The 18,004-nt window shown below is 71.6% G+C and carries 15 protein-coding genes and 1 riboswitch; of the genes, 12 read left to right on the forward strand and 3 right to left on the reverse strand.

The genetic code is table 11. The features are described from left to right. Positions 1-277 precede the first annotated feature (277 nt). The 9 genes from AC07FK_RS13740 (at position 278) to AC07FK_RS13780 (ending at position 11,754) form a co-directional block, all read left to right on the forward strand. Positions 278-1,459 (forward strand): XRE family transcriptional regulator, encoded by a 1,182-nt coding sequence (locus tag AC07FK_RS13740; RefSeq protein ID WP_479105070.1) that lies wholly within the window; start codon positions 278-280, stop codon positions 1,457-1,459. Between the two features lie 446 nt (positions 1,460-1,905). Beyond that, positions 1,906-2,895, forward strand: coding sequence for a malate dehydrogenase (locus AC07FK_RS13745; RefSeq protein ID WP_138897210.1), 990 nt, complete (start codon positions 1,906-1,908; stop codon positions 2,893-2,895). A gap of 656 nt (positions 2,896-3,551) precedes the next feature. Then, complete coding sequence (locus tag AC07FK_RS13750; RefSeq protein WP_479105071.1) at positions 3,552-3,884, forward strand: hypothetical protein; 333 nt, start codon at positions 3,552-3,554, stop codon at positions 3,882-3,884. Positions 3,885-4,123: 239 nt separating this feature from the next. Then, entirely contained in the window at positions 4,124-4,270 is a 147-nt protein-coding gene (locus tag AC07FK_RS13755; RefSeq protein ID WP_479105072.1) for a hypothetical protein, read from the forward strand. 187 nt (positions 4,271-4,457) lie between these two features. Continuing rightward, a complete protein-coding gene (locus AC07FK_RS13760; RefSeq protein ID WP_479105073.1) occupies positions 4,458-5,960 on the forward strand; it encodes an aldehyde dehydrogenase family protein in 1,503 nt (500 codons plus the stop codon). Positions 5,961-6,114: 154 nt separating this feature from the next. Then, complete coding sequence (locus AC07FK_RS13765; protein ID WP_479105074.1) at positions 6,115-7,647, forward strand: GMC family oxidoreductase; 1,533 nt, start codon at positions 6,115-6,117, stop codon at positions 7,645-7,647. After that, complete coding sequence (locus tag AC07FK_RS13770) at positions 7,647-8,723, forward strand: quaternary amine ABC transporter ATP-binding protein (RefSeq protein WP_479105075.1); 1,077 nt, start codon at positions 7,647-7,649, stop codon at positions 8,721-8,723. The genes AC07FK_RS13765 and AC07FK_RS13770 overlap by 1 nt, the downstream gene beginning before the upstream one ends. Continuing rightward, positions 8,720-10,738, forward strand: coding sequence for an ABC transporter permease (locus tag AC07FK_RS13775; protein WP_479105076.1), 2,019 nt, complete (start codon positions 8,720-8,722; stop codon positions 10,736-10,738). The genes AC07FK_RS13770 and AC07FK_RS13775 overlap by 4 nt, the downstream gene beginning before the upstream one ends. A gap of 56 nt (positions 10,739-10,794) precedes the next feature. After that, positions 10,795-11,754, forward strand: a complete 960-nt coding sequence (locus AC07FK_RS13780) for an ABC transporter substrate-binding protein (RefSeq protein ID WP_479105454.1) — start codon at positions 10,795-10,797, stop codon at positions 11,752-11,754. 75 nt (positions 11,755-11,829) lie between these two features. Here the strand turns inward: AC07FK_RS13780 and AC07FK_RS13785 are convergent, their stop codons facing one another. Then, the gene (locus tag AC07FK_RS13785; protein WP_479105077.1) at positions 11,830-12,348 is read right to left on the reverse strand and encodes a carboxymuconolactone decarboxylase family protein; all 519 of its coding nucleotides are present in this window, start codon (positions 12,346-12,348) and stop codon (positions 11,830-11,832) included. A 47-nt stretch (positions 12,349-12,395) separates the two neighbouring features. Between AC07FK_RS13785 and pdxR the strand changes: the two genes are divergently transcribed. After that, the gene (gene pdxR / locus AC07FK_RS13790) at positions 12,396-13,799 is read left to right on the forward strand and encodes a MocR-like pyridoxine biosynthesis transcription factor PdxR (RefSeq protein ID WP_479105078.1); all 1,404 of its coding nucleotides are present in this window, start codon (positions 12,396-12,398) and stop codon (positions 13,797-13,799) included. Between the two features lie 166 nt (positions 13,800-13,965). On the opposite strand, the gene AC07FK_RS13795 is transcribed toward pdxR, so the two are convergent. Further along, on the reverse strand, positions 13,966-14,829 hold the full coding sequence (locus AC07FK_RS13795) for a DMT family protein (RefSeq protein WP_479105455.1): 864 nt from the start codon (positions 14,827-14,829) through the stop codon (positions 13,966-13,968). Positions 14,830-14,957: 128 nt separating this feature from the next. Between AC07FK_RS13795 and AC07FK_RS13800 the strand changes: the two genes are divergently transcribed. Both AC07FK_RS13800 and AC07FK_RS13805 read left to right on the forward strand, forming a co-directional pair. Next, a complete protein-coding gene (locus tag AC07FK_RS13800) occupies positions 14,958-15,242 on the forward strand; it encodes a hypothetical protein (RefSeq protein WP_479105079.1) in 285 nt (94 codons plus the stop codon). Positions 15,243-15,279: 37 nt separating this feature from the next. Then, complete coding sequence (locus AC07FK_RS13805) at positions 15,280-16,476, forward strand: glutathionylspermidine synthase family protein (protein WP_479105080.1); 1,197 nt, start codon at positions 15,280-15,282, stop codon at positions 16,474-16,476. 105 nt (positions 16,477-16,581) lie between these two features. Here AC07FK_RS13805 and rocD read toward each other — a convergent pair whose 3' ends face one another. Beyond that, entirely contained in the window at positions 16,582-17,787 is a 1,206-nt protein-coding gene (rocD, locus tag AC07FK_RS13810; protein ID WP_479105081.1) for an ornithine--oxo-acid transaminase, read from the reverse strand. Between the two features lie 119 nt (positions 17,788-17,906). Beyond that, positions 17,907-17,997, forward strand: a riboswitch (ZMP/ZTP riboswitch). The last annotated feature ends 7 nt before the right edge of the window (positions 17,998-18,004 follow it).

Raw genomic sequence — 18,004 nt, forward strand, 5'->3', positions numbered from 1 at the left:
ACCATTCCGTCATCGCGTGATCACTGCGTGACAGAAGGGGCTACGGATCGCGCCGCCCCCCGGCGGTGGGACACTGTTCCCGGGAATCGGGTGGGGGCGCGCAAGGGGCGCGCCGGACGCCCGGATGCTCCCGTGCGCTCCTGCCCCAGGAACTGACATCCTGGTTTCGCGCATCCCTCCTGTTGGCCCGGAACGCGGGCGGCGGAGGGGCGCGTGGCGGGGGAGCGCGAGAGCACGGGGCACATCAGGCACATACGGGGGGACAAGGGGGGAAGCAATGCCTCGTTGGAAAGCTCTACCGGAGGATCTCGATCCGCAGGTCAAGGAGTTCGCGAGCCAACTGCGCCGGCTGGTTGACCGCAGCGGGCTCAGCGTCGCCGCGGTGGCGGACCGGACCGGGTACAGCAAGACGTCCTGGGAGCGCTACCTGAACGGGCGGCTGCTCGCGCCCAAGGGCGCGGTTCTCGCGCTCGCCGAGGTGACCGGCACGAACGCGGGCCATCTGACCACCATGTGGGAACTCGCGGAGCGCGCCTGGAGCCGTTCCGAGATGCGCCACGACATGACGATGGAAGCGATTCGCATCTCGCAGGCGCGCGCCGCGCTGGGCGAGTTCGACCAGACCCCTGCGCCCGCCAAGGGAGCCCGCCAGGGCCGCCGCACCGCGACGGACCCGAACGGTCCGGCCGCAGGCGGCGGCTTCGCCGGCACGGCCATGGGCCCCGGCGCGGACTCCCTCGGTTCGGGCACCGGCCCGGGTGCCGCCCCGGCCTCGGGCGCGGGCGGCCCAGGCCGCGGAACGCCCGGGCGTACGCCGACGGGCACGCCGCAGGACTTCGTCATATCCCCCCAGCAGCACCAGCGCCAGCCCCGGCAGCAGAACGGCAGGGGACCGGGGGCGGGATCCGGGCCTGGTTCGCCGGACGGCCACCGCAGGCGCCGGAAGGCCACTATGTTCCTCGCAGGCGTCGTGGGCGCGCTGCTGGTGATAGCGGCCGCCGTATTCCTGACCGACTTCGGCGGCACGGACAAGGACCCCGTAGCGAAGGACAAGCCGAAGGCCGAACCGGCCACTTCGGCCCCCGAGCTGCCCGCCGGCGTCAAGTGCAGCGGCAACGACTGCACCGGTGAGGACCCCGAGACCATGGGCTGCGGCGGCGAGTTCGCCAAGACGACGGCCAGCGCGACGGTGGGGACCGCCTTCGTCGAGGTCCGGTACAGCAAGACGTGCGGGGCGGCGTGGGCCCGTATCACGCAGGCCACGGTCGGCGACAAGGTGGACATCACCTCGGACGCCGCTGTCGGGGCGGGCGGCAGCGACAAGCCCAAGGCTCAGAACGGCCTGGTCGACGCCGACAAGGACGCCTACACCCCCATGGTGGCCGTCACCAAGGCCACTGACGCCAAGGCGTGCGCCACCCTCGCGACGGGCGTGAAGGGCTGCACCACGCAGCAGTAGGGCTCGGGAGCACGACCGCCTGAGTGTTGATCAGCAGCTCATCAGCAGGCCGGCACTCATGAGCGGGCGGTGAAGAAGGTCGAGGAGTCGCGAAGCTTCTTCACAAACCGTGAAGGCATGTGAAGACCGAGAAGAGGCGAAAGGACGGGGGAATGCGCGCGCCGGAACGGGGCAAGCGCAAGTTATCCCCCCACGGGTGAACACCACCCCGGTCGGACGGCCGCCCGCGCTCCCCCCCCTGGCGCGGGCGGCCGCCCGGCGTTCGGGGGTTATGTGCGCCGCACCACACGGGGTCGGGAGACCGGGGCTGCCAGGGTCGGATAGCCTGACCGCTGGATATCTCTTCACGTCAAGATTCAGACGCCGAACAGACGCCTGGGCGTGGCGGAGATATTCAGCAACGAGGGGCAGGGACCCCCACCGCCAGCTGTCTTACGGAGATCGCCATGACCCGCACTCCCGTGAATGTCACCGTCACCGGCGCGGCCGGACAGATCGGTTACGCGCTGCTCTTCCGCATCGCCTCCGGCCACCTGCTCGGCGCGGATGTGCCGGTCAAACTGCGTCTCCTGGAAATCCCGCAGGGCCTGAAGGCCGCCGAGGGCACCGCCATGGAGCTCGACGACTGCGCCTTCCCGCTGCTCCAGGGCATCGAGATCACCGACGACCCGAACGTCGGCTTCGACGGCGCGAACGTAGCCCTCCTCGTCGGCGCCCGCCCGCGCACGAAGGGCATGGAGCGCGGCGACCTGCTGTCCGCCAACGGTGGCATCTTCAAGCCCCAGGGCAAGGCCATCAACGACAACGCCGCGGACGACATCAAGGTGCTCGTCGTCGGCAACCCGGCCAACACCAACGCGCTCATCGCGCAGGCGGCGGCCCCGGACGTACCGGCCGAGCGCTTCACGGCGATGACGCGCCTGGACCACAACCGCGCGCTGTCGCAGCTCGCGAAGAAGACCGGTTCCACGGTCTCCGACATCAAGCGCCTCACCATCTGGGGCAACCACTCGGCGACGCAGTACCCGGACATCTTCCACGCGGAGATCGCCGGCAAGAACGCCGCCGAGGTCGTCAACGACGAGCAGTGGCTGGCCGACACCTTCATCCCGACCGTCGCCAAGCGCGGCGCGGCGATCATCGAGGCGCGCGGCGCGTCCTCGGCGGCCTCGGCCGCCAACGCGGCCATCGACCACGTGCACACGTGGGTCAACGGCACGGCGGCCGGCGACTGGACGTCCATGGGCATCCCGTCGGACGGCTCGTACGGCGTGCCGGAGGGCCTCATCTCCTCCTTCCCGGTCACCTGCAAGGACGGCAAGTACGAGATCGTCCAGGGCCTGGACATCAACGAGTTCTCCCGCGCGCGCATCGACGCGTCGGTGCAGGAGCTCAAGGAAGAGCGCGACGCGGTACGCGAGCTCGGCCTGATCTGAGGCCAGACGCGACGCAGCGAGCGTTTTGATGCGCTGATGTGTCAACGCCCCCGGTAGTCGATGGAATCGGCTGCCGGGGGCGTTGTTGTTGCTGCGGGGGTGGGGCGGGGGTACTCGAACCACTGGTTGGTTCTGGGGGGTTTGGGGCCGCCCCCGGGCGCTTGAGCGTCGGTGGGCCGGGGTGGCCCGCAAGGAAAAGTTGCAGCTATGAGGAGGCCGGCGAACGCTCTGGACAGCCTGGCCGGACTGGCTCGACGCGCTCGGGCCTCCGACGCCACCCTCCAGAAAGGCGGCCCCCACATCAGAAGCAATCACCGCCCCCGGCCCAACAAAGCCCCCATCTCCTGGCCGCCGTGTCAGCCCTTTCCGACCGAACAGCCTTTCTGGAGGCGGTTGTTCGTGTAGTGAAAGGGGGCATGGTGCCTCCCACCGCTGCGGGTGAGGCGCCCCTGTTGCTGTGGGCGGAGGTCTTCCTCGACGACGATTGTCGGGACGCGGCGATCGACGAGTTGGCATCGGTGACACGAACACCGTCACCACGACGAACAGCAACAACAACGACAGCAACAGCAACAACAGCGGCAGTGCAGACGACAACGATGGGGGAGCGGGCAATGGGAAATTCTGACGAGCAGCCGTCAATCCATGTCGGAACCGTGAGTAACAGCGCCATCGGCATCGGGAACGGCAACACCGTCAGCAACACCAACAACGTCTCCGTGCCGTCCCGCGACCCGGCGCAGGAGGAGCTGCTCCTCGCCGTACGCGAACTTCGGGCGGACCTGGACCGGCTCGTCGCCACCGACGCCACCGTCGTACTCGACGCCGAGCTCGTCTCCACCGAGGAGGAGATCGAGGGCGCGGGCGAGGCCACCCCCGGCCGCCTCGCCCGGCTGCGTGACGCGCTGGTGGCGGCGGGTCCGAGCGTCGACTTCCTGGCCTCCGGGGCCGCCGCCGTCGCTGCGGTCGGCGCGTTGCTGGGCGGTTGAACGGACGGTCGCGCCGTACTGGAACGACGAGGCGCGGCGCTGCGAGAGCGGCGACCCCCGTCACCGTCCCCGAACCCTTCGTGCGCTGCGTCCACGCACGTGCCGCCTGCGGCGGAGTGCGGCCGGCGGGCCTCGGTGAGCCCGGTGGGCGGCCCTCTCGGGAGTTGGCGGGGCTGGATTTCGCCGTTTGCCGCCGCGGCAGCAGTCGTCGTGCTCGCGTCGAGAGCGGTAGCCGCGTGGTGCACGGTGGGCGTCGCGGCAGGCGGGGCGAGCGCGCGTCGGCGGCGGCGGGCGGCGTGGTGTTGCGCGGGCTCCGCGTCGGCGGGGATGGACTGCGGGCCGTACTGGTCGCCGGGGCGGCCGGGGGAGTGGTCGCGGCGGCGTGAGGTGCTGGGGGCGATAGTCGAACGCTTGCCGTTGAATGACATATTCTGACCGTTTTTGACTGGCATTGTTCGTGATGTAGGGCACTTTCGGCCATGTGCTGCGCATGGATATCGCCTTTGGGGGGAGGGCTCCCGGTCGCCGGTCTTTACCGGCTGTACATATCGGGAACGGAAGGCGAAACGCGACGTGTCGGGACAACAGACCATCCATGTGGGCGGGAAGTGGCAGGCAGCCGCTTCCGGCGCCACGCGCGAGATCATCGACCCCGCGGACGCCAAGCCCTTCGCCGTCGTCGCCGAGGGGGGTGCCGCGGACGTCGATGCCGCCGTGGCGGCCGCCCGTACGGCGTTCGACTCCGGTGAGTGGCCCCGTACCCCGGTGGCCGAGCGCGCCGCGCTGCTGCGGCGCGTCGGTGAGCTGCTCCAGCGTGACCGCGAGGAGATCGCACTCCTCGAGAGCCGCGACGCGGGGAAGACCCTGGAAGAGGGCCGGGTCGACGTCGACTGCGTGAGCGACGCCTTCCGGTACTTCGCCGACCTGGTCGTGGGTGAGGGCGGCGGCCGCGTCGTGGACGCCGGTTCGCCGGACATCCACAGCGTCGTCGTCCACGAGCCGGTCGGCGTCTGCGCGCTCATCGCGCCGTGGAACTACCCGCTGCTCCAGGCGAGCTGGAAGATCGCCCCGGCGCTGGCCGCGGGCAACACCTTCGTGCTCAAGCCCAGCGAGATCACCCCGCTGACGACCGTCGCGCTCGTCGAGCTGCTCGTCGAGGCGGGACTGCCCGCCGGTGTCGCCAACCTGGTGACCGGCCCCGGCGACCCCGTCGGCGCGCGGATGTCCGAGCACCCCGACGTCGACCTCGTGTCGTTCACGGGCGGCCTCGCCAGCGGGACGAAGGTCATGCAGGCCGCCGCAGTCACCGTGAAGAAGGTCGCGCTGGAGCTGGGTGGGAAGAATCCCAACGTCGTCTTCGCCGATGCCTGTGCGACGGATGAGGGCTTCGACGCCGCCGTCGACCAGGCGCTGAACGCCGCGTTCATCCACAGCGGCCAGGTCTGCTCGGCCGGTTCCCGGCTGATCGTCGAGGAATCGGTGCGCGAGCGCTTCGTCGCCGAGCTCGCCCGCCGGGCCGCGCGGATCCGCCTCGGGCGGGGTACGGCCGACGGTGTGGAGTGCGGACCGCTCGTCTCCGCGCAGCAGTTGGCGAAGACGGAGATGTACGTCGCCTCCGCGCTGGAGGAGGGCGCGGTGCTGCGCTCCGGCGGCGCCCGTCCCGAGCCGTCGGACGTACGGCCCGAGGGCGGGTACTTCTACGCGCCGACCGTCCTCGACCAGTGTCACCGCGAGATGCGCGTCGTACGGGAAGAGGTCTTCGGGCCGGTCCTGACGGTCGAGACCTTCCGCACCGAGGACGAGGCCGTCGCCCTGGCCAACGACACCGAGTACGGGCTGGCCGGCGGCGTGTGGACGGCCGACGCGGGGCGCGCCCGGCGCGTCGCGGGGCGGCTGCGGCACGGCACCGTGTGGATCAACGACTTCCACCCGTACCTGCCGCAGGCCGAGTGGGGCGGCTTCGGCAAGTCCGGTGTCGGGCGCGAGCTCGGGCCCTCGGGGCTCGCGGAGTACCGGGAGGCCAAGCACATCTACCAGAACCTGGACCCGCGCCCGGTGCGCTGGTTCGCGGGCTGAGGCGTTCCACCCGTCCGCCCTTCCCGCAGCCGGGGCCCCCGCCCCGGACCACCGGTCCTCGAACCCCGGACCGGACGGACCAGCCGGCCTGACGACCGAGGCCGCACGAAACCGGCCTGACGACCGAGGCCGCATGAAAGAGGAGCAGTAACCCATGCCCGTATACGACTACGTCGTCGTCGGGGGCGGCACCGCAGGTTCGGTGATCGCATCCCGGCTGACCGAGGACCCGTCGGTCCGCGTCGCCGTCATCGAGGGCGGGCCGACCGACGTCGACCGCCCCGACGTCCTCACCCTGCGGCGCTGGATGGGCCTGCTGGGCGGTGAACTCGACTACGACTACCCGACCACCGAGCAGCCCCGGGGCAACTCCCACATCCGGCACAGCCGCGCCCGGGTCCTGGGCGGCTGCTCCTCGCACAACACCCTCATCGCCTTCCAGCCCCTGCCGTCCGACTGGGACGAGTGGGAGACCGCGGGCGCCAGGGGCTGGGGCGCCGAGGCCATGGCGCCGTACTTCCACAAGCTGCGCAACAACATCGTGCCGGTCGGCGAGAAGGACCGGAACGCCATCGCCCGCGACTTCGTCGACGCCGCGCAGGACGCCATAGGCGTGCCGCGTGTCGAGGGGTTCAACAAGCAGCCGTTCCACGAGGGCGTCGGCTTCTTCGACCTCGCCTACCACCCCGAGGACAACAAGCGCTCGTCCGCCTCGGTCGCGTACCTGCACCCGTTCCTCGACCGGCCGAACCTCCACATCATGCTGGAGACCTGGGCGTACCGGCTGGAGCTGGACGGGAACCGGGCGACCGGGGTGCGGGTCCGTACGAAGGACGGCGAGGAGGTCCTCGTCGAGGCGAGCCGCGAAGTGCTGGTCTGCGCGGGCGCGGTGGACACCCCCCGGCTTCTGCTGCACTCCGGCATCGGGCCGAGGGAGGACCTGGAAGCGCTCGGGATTCCCGTCGTGCACGACCTGCCGGGCGTCGGCGAGAACCTGCTCGACCACCCGGAGTCGGTCATCGTCTGGGAGACGGACGGGCCGATACCCGAGAACTCCGCGATGGACTCCGACGCGGGCCTGTTCGTACGGCGCGACCCGGCGAGCCGCGGCCCGGACCTGATGTTCCACTTCTACCAGATCCCGTTCACCGACAACCCGGAGCGCCTCGGCTACGAGCGGCCCGAGCACGGCGTGTCGATGACCCCGAACATCCCGAAGCCGCACAGCCGCGGGCGCCTCTTCCTGACCAGCGCCGACCCGGCCGTGAAGCCCGCGCTGGACTTCCGCTACTTCACGGACGAGGACGACTACGACGCCCGGACGCTCGTCGACGGCATCCGCATCGCCCGTGAGATCGCCAAGGCCGAGCCGCTCGCCAAGTGGCTGAAGCGCGAGGTCTGCCCCGGCCCCGAGGTCACCTCCGACGAGGACATCAGCGCGTACGCCCGTAAGGTCGCGCACACCGTGTACCACCCGGCGGGCACCTGCCGCATGGGTGACTCCGAGGACGAACTCGCCGTAGTGTCACCCGACTTGAAGGTCCGCGGCCTCGAAGGCGTCCGTATCGCCGACGCCTCCGTGTTCCCGACGATGCCCGCCGTGAACCCGATGATCGGGGTCCTGATGGTCGGGGAGAAGTGCGCCGAACTGCTTGCAGAAACCACAACACCGGGAGGTGATGCGTGATGACCGCTGCCGAACACACGAACGCCGAACCGGTCTTCTCCGTACGAAACCTGTGGAAGGTCTTCGGTCCGAAGGCCGACCGCGTGCCGGCGAACGCCGAGTACGCCGAACTGTCCGCCGAGGAACTGCGGGCCCGCACCGGCTGCACCGCCGCCGTGCGTGACGTCTCCTTCGACGTGCGCAAGGGTGAGGTCTTCGTCGTCATGGGGCTCTCGGGCTCCGGCAAGTCGACCCTCGTACGCTGCCTCACCCGGCTCATCGAGCCCACCTCCGGCGCCGTCGCCATCGACGGCGAGGATGTCCTGTCCATGGACAAGTCGCGGCTGCGTGAACTGCGCCGGCACCGCGCCTCCATGGTCTTCCAGCACTTCGGCCTGTTGCCGCACCGCTCGGTCCTCGACAACGTCGCCTACGGCCTGGAGATCCAGGGCATGGGCCGGGCGGAGCGCCGTGCCAAGGCCGCCGAGGTCGTCGAGAAGGTCGGCCTCGCGGGGATGGAGGAGCGCCGTCCCGGACAGCTCTCCGGCGGGCAGCAGCAGCGCGTGGGCCTCGCCCGCGCCCTCGCCGTCGACCCCGAGGTGCTTCTCTTCGACGAGCCGTTCAGCGCCCTCGACCCGCTGATCCGCCGCGACATGCAGGAGGAAGTCGTCCGCCTGCACCGCGAAGAGGGCCGCACCATGGTCTTCATCACCCACGACCTCAGCGAGGCGCTGCGGATCGGCACCCGGATCGCGCTGATGCGCGACGGCCGGATCGTGCAGCTCGGCACCCCCGAGGAGATCGTCGGCGCACCCGCCGACGACTACGTGCGGGACTTCGTCCGCGACGTGGCGCGCGAGCAGGTCATGACCGTGCGCACGGCCATGCGCCCCGCCGCAGACTTGGCCGAGACCGAGATCGGCGCCTCCGTCGCCCCCGACGCCACCGTCTCCGCCGCCATCGAGGCCGTCGCCCGTACCGGCGCGCCCGCCCGCGTCATGGAGGACGGACGCTGCATCGGCGTCGTCGACCACCAGAGGCTGCTCGCGGTCGTCGCGGGCCTCGGCTCCGCGGACCCGAAGGCGGTCGCCGCATGACGGCGGCCGTCACCACGCCCCCGAAGGAGACGGCGGCACGGAAGGCGGTGCCGGGCCCCGGCCGCCTCGCCGCCGCCCTGCGTCACCGCGCGGGCCGCAAGCTCCTGCCGCTCGCCGTCGCCGCGTTCGTGCTCGTACCGCTGGGCGCCGTGCTGTGGGGCGGCGGCAGCTGGCCCGCCGGCCTGACCGTCGACGTGTCCGGCCCGCTCGACGACGCCAACGCGTGGGTCATCGACAACCGCGAGTCCCACCCCCTGTTCCTGTACTTCCTGCTGCACCTGTCCAACACGGCCACCGACGCCGTCGACGCCGTCTACACCGGCCTCGACGCGCTCGGCTGGGTCGGCTTCGCCGTGCTCGCGGTGCTGTTCGCATGGCGCGCCGCCGGACTCGACCGGCGCGGCGCGAAGACGGCGGGCATCGCAGCCGTCGTCTTCGCCGTGTGCGGGCTGCTCGGCATGTGGGACGCCACGCTGCTCACCATCGCGCTGATGGTCGTCGCCGTCGCGGTCGCCTCCGTGCTCGGCATCCTGCTCGGTCTCGCGGCCGGGCTCTCCGACCGCTTCCACCGGATGCTGCGCCCGGTGCTCGACACCATGCAGGTCATGCCGGCCTTCGCGTACCTGCTGCCGTTCGTGCTCGTCTTCGGCACCGGCACGCCCGCGGCCCTCTTCTGCACGGTCATCTACGCCGCCCCGCCGATGGCCCGCCTCACGGCGCTCGGCCTGCGCGGCGCCGACGCCGGGGTCCTGGAGGCATCGGCCTCGCTCGGCGCGAACGGTTGGCAGCGGCTGTGGACGGCCCGGCTGCCGCTCGCCCGCAAGGAGATGCTGCTCGGCCTCAATCAGACGATCATGATGGCGCTCTCGATGGTCGTCATCGCGGCCCTCGTCGGCGCCGGCGGTCTCGGCGAAGAGGTGTACTCGGCGCTGTCCACGGTCGACGTCGGCAAGGCGCTCGCGGCCGGCATCCCGATCGTGCTCATCGCCGTCTGGCTCGACCGCACGACCGCCGCGGCCGGCGAACGCATCGGCGCCTCGGCGCCGGGCGGCTCGCCGCTGCTGCACGGCTGGCGCGCCTGGGCTCTCGTCGCGGTCGTCACGGCGGCCGCTGCCGCCGCCGGCCGCGCGCTGCTCGCGCGGACCTGGCCGGAAGGCTGGACGTACGACATCTCCACGCCCGTCAACAGGGCGCAGGACTGGATCACCGACCACCTCGCCTCGGGCGTCCCGGTGCTCGGCGGCACCGAGGTGTGGTCACAGAACTTCACGCTGTGGGTGCTCAACCCGCTGCGCGACGGGCTGGTGTGGCTGCCCTGGTGGGCCCTGCTGCTGGTGGTCGCCGGTCTCGCCTGGCTGGTCGGCTCCTGGGCGACCGCGCTGACCTCGACGCTCGCGCTGGGCGCCGTGGGCGTTCTCGGCGTGTGGACGAAGTCCCTGGACACGCTCTCCCAGGTGATCGCGGCCCTGTTCGTGACGCTGCTGCTGGGCTTCGCGCTCGGCATCGCGGCGGCGCGCGCGGGCCGGTTCGAACGGTGGATGCGCCCGGTGCTCGACGCGATGCAGACGATGCCGCAGTTCGTTTACCTGATCCCGGTGGTCGCCCTGTTCGGCGTCACGCGCGCCTCCGCGATCATCGCGGCCGTCGTGTACGCGCTGCCCGCCGTGGTCCGCATCACCACCCAGGGGATCAGGGAGGTCGACCCGTCCGCCCTGGAGGCGGCGCGCTCCCTGGGCGCCGGACCCCGGCAGCAACTCCTCCAGGTCCAGTTGCCGCTGGCCCGCCCGGCGCTTCAGCTCGCCGTCAACCAGGGCGTCGTGCTGGTCCTCGCCGTGGTCGTCGTCGGCGGCCTCGTCGGCGGTGGTGCGCTCGGATACGACGTGGTCAAGGGCCTCTCACGCGGCGAGATGGGTGTCGGCATGACGGCCGGCGCCGCGATCGTCTGCCTCGGTCTCGTACTGGACCGCCTCACCCAGCCCGGCGCGGGCCGCTCGCGCCGTCGTGACGAGGGCTGACCGCCCCGCCTCCTGCCTCAATCCTGCGAACGAAGAGAGTCACCCCCACCATGCGCATGAAGACGCGGAACACCCGCACAGCCGTCGCCGCCACCGCCGTTCTCGGCCTGCTCGCCCTCAGCGCGTGCGGCGCCGCCGAGACCGGCAAGAGCCAGGAGGCCGGCGACAAGAAGACCGTGAAACTGACGGTCCCCTCGTGGGTCGGCGCCCAGGCCAACACCGCGGTCGCGGCGTACCTCCTGGAGAAGGAGCTCGGCTACACCGTCAAGACCCAGCAGATGGGTGAGGTACTCGCGTGGGACGCGCTGTCGAAGGGCGACATCGACGGGATCCTGGAGGACTGGGGCCACCCCAAGGAGGAGAAGCAGTACGTCGACACCAAGAAAACCGTAGTCAAGGGCGGCGATCTCGGTGTCACCGGGCACATCGGCTGGTTCGTGCCGAAGTACTTCGCGGACGAGCACCCGGACGTCACGGACTGGAAGAACCTCAACAAGTACGCCGACGAGTTCAGGACCGCGGAGAGCGGTGACAAGGGCGAGATCCTCGAAGGGTCGCCCGACTACGTCACCAACGACGACGCGATCATCAAGAACCTCAAGCTGAACCTCAAGACGAACTACTCGGGTTCCGAGGCCAGCCAGATCACGGCCATGAAGAAGTACGCAAAGGCGAAGAAGCCCTTCCTGACGTACTGGTGGACGCCGCAGTGGCTGAACGCCGAGATCGACATGGTCGAGGTCAAGCTGCCGGAGTACAAGGAAGGCTGCGACGCCGACCCGAAGAAGGTCGCCTGCGCGTACCCGAACACGCCGCTCCAGAAGTTCTTCAACGCGGACTTCGCGAAGAACGGCGGCAAGGCGGCCGAGTTCCTGAAGAACTTCAAGTGGACGACCGAGCAGCAGAACGAGGTCGCCCTGATGATCGCCGACGAGAAGCTGTCGCCGGAGGCCGCGGCCGAGAAGTGGGTCAAGGCGAACGAGTCGACGTGGAAGACCTGGATGCCGAAGAAGTAGGCGGGCGCCGAACACGCTCGAGGGGCCCGTCGCAGCCGCGGCGGGCCCCTCGTCCTGCTGCCGTGCGGTGGCCGGTCAGTGGGTGAAGGCGCCCGGGGTGTAGTGGCCGGCGACCATGCGGGTGCTCACGCCGAAGCGGTTCCACGCGTTGATGACCGTGACGGCGGCGATCAGGCGGGCCAGTTCGGCCTCCTCGAAATGCTCGGCGGCCCGCGCGTAGACCTCATCGGGGACGAAGCCGTCGGTCAGGACGGTGACGGCCTCGGTGAGTTCGAGCGCCGCCGCCTCCTTCTCCGTGTAGAAGTGCCGGGACTCCTCCCAGGCGCTCAGCTGGACGATCCGCTCGACCGATTCGCCGGCCGCCAGCGCGTCCTTGGAGTGCATGTCGATGCAGAAGGCGCAGCGGTTGATCTGCGAGGCGCGGATCTTGACCAGTTCCAGAAGGACCGGGTCGAGGCCCTTCTTCGCTGCGGCGTCGAGCGTGATCATGGCCTTGTAGACGTCCGGGGCGAGCTTCGCCCATTCCAGGCGCGGCGGGTGCTCGGGCGCGTTCTCGTGGGCCGTCGGGTGGGTGGCGTGCGTCGCTGTCGTCATGGGAACGACGCTACGGGGGCGTTGGCGCACCGCTATGGTCCATTCCCGTGACGGATTCGTGGGCCACTTACGGTGTCGACCTGCATGTGGAGCTCGGCGCCTCCGGGCTGCGGACGGGCCTGACGGACGCCCTGCGCGAAGCCGTCCGCACGGGCAGGCTGGCCCCCGGGACACGGCTGCCGTCCTCCCGGTCGCTCGCCGCCGACCTGGGCGTCGCCCGCAACACCGTCGCCGGGGCGTACGCCGAACTGGTCGCCGAGGGCTGGCTCACCGCCCGCCAGGGCTCGGGCACCCGCGTCGCGCGGCGGGCCGTGCCGCGCGAGCAGCCGGTCGCCCCCGCCGTGCCGCGCCGGGGCGCGCGGCGCGAGGCGGCGTACAGCCTCATGCCGGGCAGCCCCGACCTCGCGTCCTTCCCGCGGGCGGAGTGGCTCAGGGCCGCCAGGCGCGCGCTGACGGCCGCGCCGCACGACGCGTTCGGCTACGGCGATCCGCGGGGGCGCGCCGAGCTGCGGACCGCCGTCGCGGAGTACCTCGCGCGGGCGCGGGGCGTGCGGGCCGCGCCGGAGCGGGTCGTCGTCTGCTCGGGCTTCCTGCACGGACTGATGCTCGTCGCGAAGGTGCTGGCCCGGCGGGGCGTACGGGGGGTGGCGGTGGAGTCGTACGGGCTCCCGTTCCACCGGGAGGTCTTCTCCGAGGCGGGCCTCGGCACCCCGGCGCTGGGACTGGACGCGCACGGATCGCGCACCGGCGAGCTGGGGGAGCTGCCGGACGCGGGAGCGGTGCTGCTGACGGCGGCCCACCAGTTCCCGACCGGGGTCGCGCTGCGGCCGGACCGGCGCTCGGCCGCCGTCGACTGGGCGCGCTCCACCGGCGGGCTGATCCTGGAGGACGACTACGACGGCGAGTTCCGCTACGACCGGCAGCCGGTCGGCGCCCTCCAGGGCCTCGATCCGGAGCGCGCCGTCTACCTGGGGACGGCGAGCAAGTCGCTCGCACCGGGGCTGCGGCTGGCCTGGATGGTGCTGCCCGGGGCGCTGGCGGAGGAGGTGGCGGCGGCGAAGGGCGTGGTCGACTGGATGTCCGGCTCCCTGGACCAGCTCACGCTCGCGGAGTTCATCCGCTCCGGCGCGTACGACCGTCACGTGCGCGCGATGCGGCTGCGCTACCGGCGGCGGCGCGACCAGCTGGTGCAGGCGCTGGCGGAGCGGGCGCCCGGCGTACGGGTGACCGGGATCGCGGCGGGGCTGCACGCCGTCCTGGAGCTGCCGGCCGGGACGGAGCGCTCGGTGGTGCAGGCGGCCGCGTGGCAGGGGCTGGCGCTGGCGGGTCTCGGCAGCTTCCGCCATCCGTCGGTGCGGGGGGACCGGGACGCGCTGGTCGTGGGGTACGCCACACCGCCGGACAGCGCGTGGAGCGGCACCCTGGACGCCCTGTGCCGAGCGCTGCCGTGAGGGGCGGGGGTCGCACGGCCGCCGGGAGAGGGGGGAGCCCCGGCCGGACGGGGGAGACCGACCGGGGCTCGTGCGTGGGCGGGCCCGTCGGCCGCCTTGCGGCGGCGCGTCCCTTCCCACGTAAAGATGAACGATAAACCATTGCGGAGAGTTCCCGTCGCGGGCCTCAGTCCCGTACGGAAGACGCCGGGGGCGTCTCGTCCGTCACCTGCTCGGCGGCCGCCTCCCCGAACCTCGCGAGGGCCAGCGCACCCGCCACCGCCACCGCGAAGCCCACGGCCGCCGGCACCGCCAGACCCTCCCGTGTGCGGTCGCCGAGCCACACCACGCCCACCACGGCGGGCCCGATCGTCTCGCCGACCACCATGCCCGCCGTCGCCGTGGTCACCGAGCCGCGCTGGAACGCCGACGTGAGGAGGAGGAACGCCGTGCCGCCGGCCAGCAGGAGCGCGTACACGGCCGGATTGACCACGAGCGCCGACGGCGCCAGGTCGTCGATCAGCCGCACGGACACCGACACCACCCCGAAGCCCGTGCCCGCGCCGAACCCGAGCACCAGGGCGCGGGCCCGGCCCGGCAGGCGGCCCGCCACCGCGCCGGCGAACAGCACGGCGAAGGCGACGCCGAGCAGGGCGTACCGCAGGGCCGGCGGGCCGTCGCTTCCGCCCTCCGCGCCGACGGAGAGCCCGATCATCGCCAGGCCCGCGCAGACCACGGCCACCGCGGTCCACTCCAGGCCCCTGAGGCGGACGCTCAGGACGCGCGCGGCGACCACCGCCGTCACGGCGAGGCTCGCGGCCTGGGACGCCTCGACAGCGTAGATCGGGATGGTGAGCAGCGCGACGATCTGCAGCGCGAAGCTCAGGCCGTCGAGCGCGAGACCCACGAGATAGCGCCACTGGCGCATGGCGCGCAGCTGCAGCGTCACGTCGACCCCGCTGCCGGTGCCGGGCTGCGCGGCGCGGGCCGCGACGGCCTGGAGTACGGAAGCCGTACCGATGCAGACCGCCGACGAGAGGGCGCAGATCATCCCAAGGAGCACGAAACCGACTCTAGAGGGGGGACGATCGCGCACCCGGTTCCGGCGGCGGCGGCGGGCCCTCTAGTCTGTCGGGCGGTTCTGAGAATCTGTTCGATCGACGGGGGAGTGGCCGGGACATGGCGGTTGGACGACGCAAGCTGAGGTCGGGCACGGTCCTGCTCGGCGGCATGGGCGTCCTCGCGGCGACGCTCACTGCCTGCGGGTCGGAGCCGGACCGGCGGTGCGTGGACCCGGTCACGCAGGAAGTGCTGCCGGACTACAAGTGCGACGACGACGGCAACAGCACCGGCAGGTACTACTACGGCGGCCGCGTCAGCGACGGCAAGGTCACCGACGGCAGCTTCGACAAGTCCGCGGTCGACCGGGGCGGCTTCGGCTCCTCCGGCTCCGGCGGCGGCTGACAGGGCCTCCGGGGCCCGGGTACGCAGGCACGAACCGATGAAGCGACACACGATCGAACCCCGCCCCGGCTGGCAGCGGACCGTCGAGGAGCAGGGCCTCGTCTACCCGCTGACCCGCTTCCCCGACGGGTCGCTGCGCCCGTACTGGGACGAGAGCGCGTACTACGCGTTCTCGCTCCCCGAGGTCGAGGCGATGGAGGAGGCCGTCGAGGAACTGCATGCCATGTGCCTGGCCGCCGCCGCGCACATCGTCGAGCACGACCGCTTCGCCGACCTCGGCATCACGGACCCGCGGCTGGCCTCCCGCGTCGCCGCCTCGTGGCGGCGGCGCGCCGAACTCCCGTCGGTCTACGGGCGGTTCGACCTCCGGTACGACGGCACGGGCCCCGCCAAGATGCTGGAGTACAACGCCGACACGCCCACCTCGCTGGTGGAGGCCGCCAGCCCGCAGTGGTTCTGGATGGAGGAGCGCTTCCCCGGCGCCGACCAGTGGAACTCCCTGCACGAGCGGCTCGTCGACGCGTGGAAGCACCAGGCGCACCTCCTGCCGCCCGGGCCGCTGCATTTCGTCCACTCGGACGGCGACGAACTCGGCGAGGACCTGATGACCGTCGCCTACCTGCGCGAGACCGCGCAGCAGGCGGGACTGGAAACCGAGGCGCTCTCCGTCGAGCAGATCGGCTGGGACCGGCTCTCGGGCCGCTTCGTCGACGGCCGGCTGCGCTTCATCCGCAGCTGTTTCAAGCTCTACCCCTGGGAATGGCTGACGACCGACCGCTTCGGCCCGCACGTCGTGAACACCCTCGACAACGGCGGCGGCACCGGCACCACCATGTGGATCGAGCCGGCCTGGAAGATGCTGCTCTCCAACAAGGCGCTGCTGGCGATCCTCTGGGAGCTCTACCCCGGCCACCCGAACCTGCTCGCCGCCTACCTCGACGGCCCGCGCGAACTGGCGGCCCCCGGCGGCCCCGGGTACGTAGCCAAGCCGCTGCTCGGCCGCGAGGGCGCGGGCGTCACGGTGCACGCGCCGGGCGGGGAGCCGGGCGCCGCCGCCGCGGACGGCCCGGGCTTCTGCTACCAGGAGTTGGCGCCCCTGCCGGACTTCGACGGCAACCGGGTGGTGCTCGGCGCGTGGGTCGTCGAGAACGAGGCGGCGGGCCTCGGCATCCGGGAGTCCTCGGGCCTCGTCACGGACGAGTACGCCCGGTTCCTGCCGCACGTCATCCTCTGACGGACCGCCCGCCGCGTCCGGCGTTCGCCGGGGCATCCCCCGGCGAACACCGGACGCCGGCGTGGGCGGCGACCTGCGCCGCCCGCCTCCCGACGCCGGCCCCGCCTAACCGGCCAGGACCGCGCCCAGCTGGTCGAGACCCCAGTCCAGGTCCTCCTTGCTGATCACCAGGGGCGGGGCGATCCGGATCGTCGAGCCGTGCGTGTCCTTGACCAGGACGCCCCGGTCCATCAGCTTCTCGGAGATCTCCCGGCCGGTGCCGTGCGACGGCGTGACGTCCACGCCCGCCCACAGCCCGCGCCCGCGCACCGCCTCGACCGCGCCGCCGCCCACCATCAGGCCCAGCTGCTGGTGCAGGTGGTCGCCGAGCTCGGTGGCGCGCTGCTGGAACTCGCCGGTGCGCAGCATGGCGACGACCTCGAGCCCCACCGCGCAGGCCAGCGGATTCCCGCCGAACGTCGAACCGTGCTCGCCCGGCCCGTACACGCCCAGCACCTCGGCCGACGACACGACGGCGGACACCGGCACGACTCCGCCGCCGAGCGCCTTGCCCAGGACGTACATGTCGGGGACGACGCCCTCGTGCTCGCAGGCGAAGGTCTTTCCCGTACGCCCGAGGCCGGACTGGATCTCGTCGGCGACGAAGAGAACGTTCCGCTCGCGGGTCAACTCCCGCACGCCCGCCAGGTACCCGGCCGGCGGCACCAGGACGCCGGCCTCGCCCTGGATCGGTTCGAGCAGGACGGCCACGGTGTTGTCGGTCATCGCCGCGTCGAGCGCCGTCAGGTCGCCGTACGGAACGATCTCGAACCCGGGCGTGTACGGGCCGAAGTCCGCCCGTGCCTCGTGGTCCGTGGAGAAGCTGACGACGGTCGTCGTACGGCCGTGGAAGTTGTTCGCCGCGACGATGATCTTCGCCGTGCCGTCGAGCACGCCCTTGACCTTGTAGCCCCACTTGCGGGCCGTCTTCACCGCCGTCTCCACGGCCTCGGCGCCGGTGTTCATCGGCAGCACCATGTCCATGCCGCACAGGTCGGCGAGCTGGGAGCAGAACTCGGCGAAGCGGTCGTGGTGGAAGGCCCGGGAGGTCAGTGTCACCCGGTCGAGCTGTGCCTTGGCGGCCTCGACGAGGCGGCGGTTGTTGTGGCCGAAGTTGAGCGCGGAGTACCCGGCGAGCATGTCGAGGTAGCGGCGCCCCTCGATGTCGGTCATCCAGGCGCCGTCCGCCGACGAGACGACGACGGGCAGAGGATGGTAATTGTGCGCGCTGTGCGCCTCGGCAGAGGCGATGGCGGCTTGGGTGGTCGACACGGGTTCTCCGATCGTCGAAACAAATCCATCCGGCGAGGGGCGGCAAAGCCGCCCCTTTCTATCGTCGCTCGCATGCCGGACGAAGAAACCATGCGCGGCGGTGCGGCCGCTAGGGTGTCGGTACGCACGGCGACTGGCGTACGCGGAACGGACCGCGGGGAAGCCGTACGGGAACATCAGCACGAGGTGCCGCCCGCCTGGGCACCCCGGGATCACG

The sequence above is a fragment of the Streptomyces sp. NPDC046122 genome, from assembly GCF_056429965.1.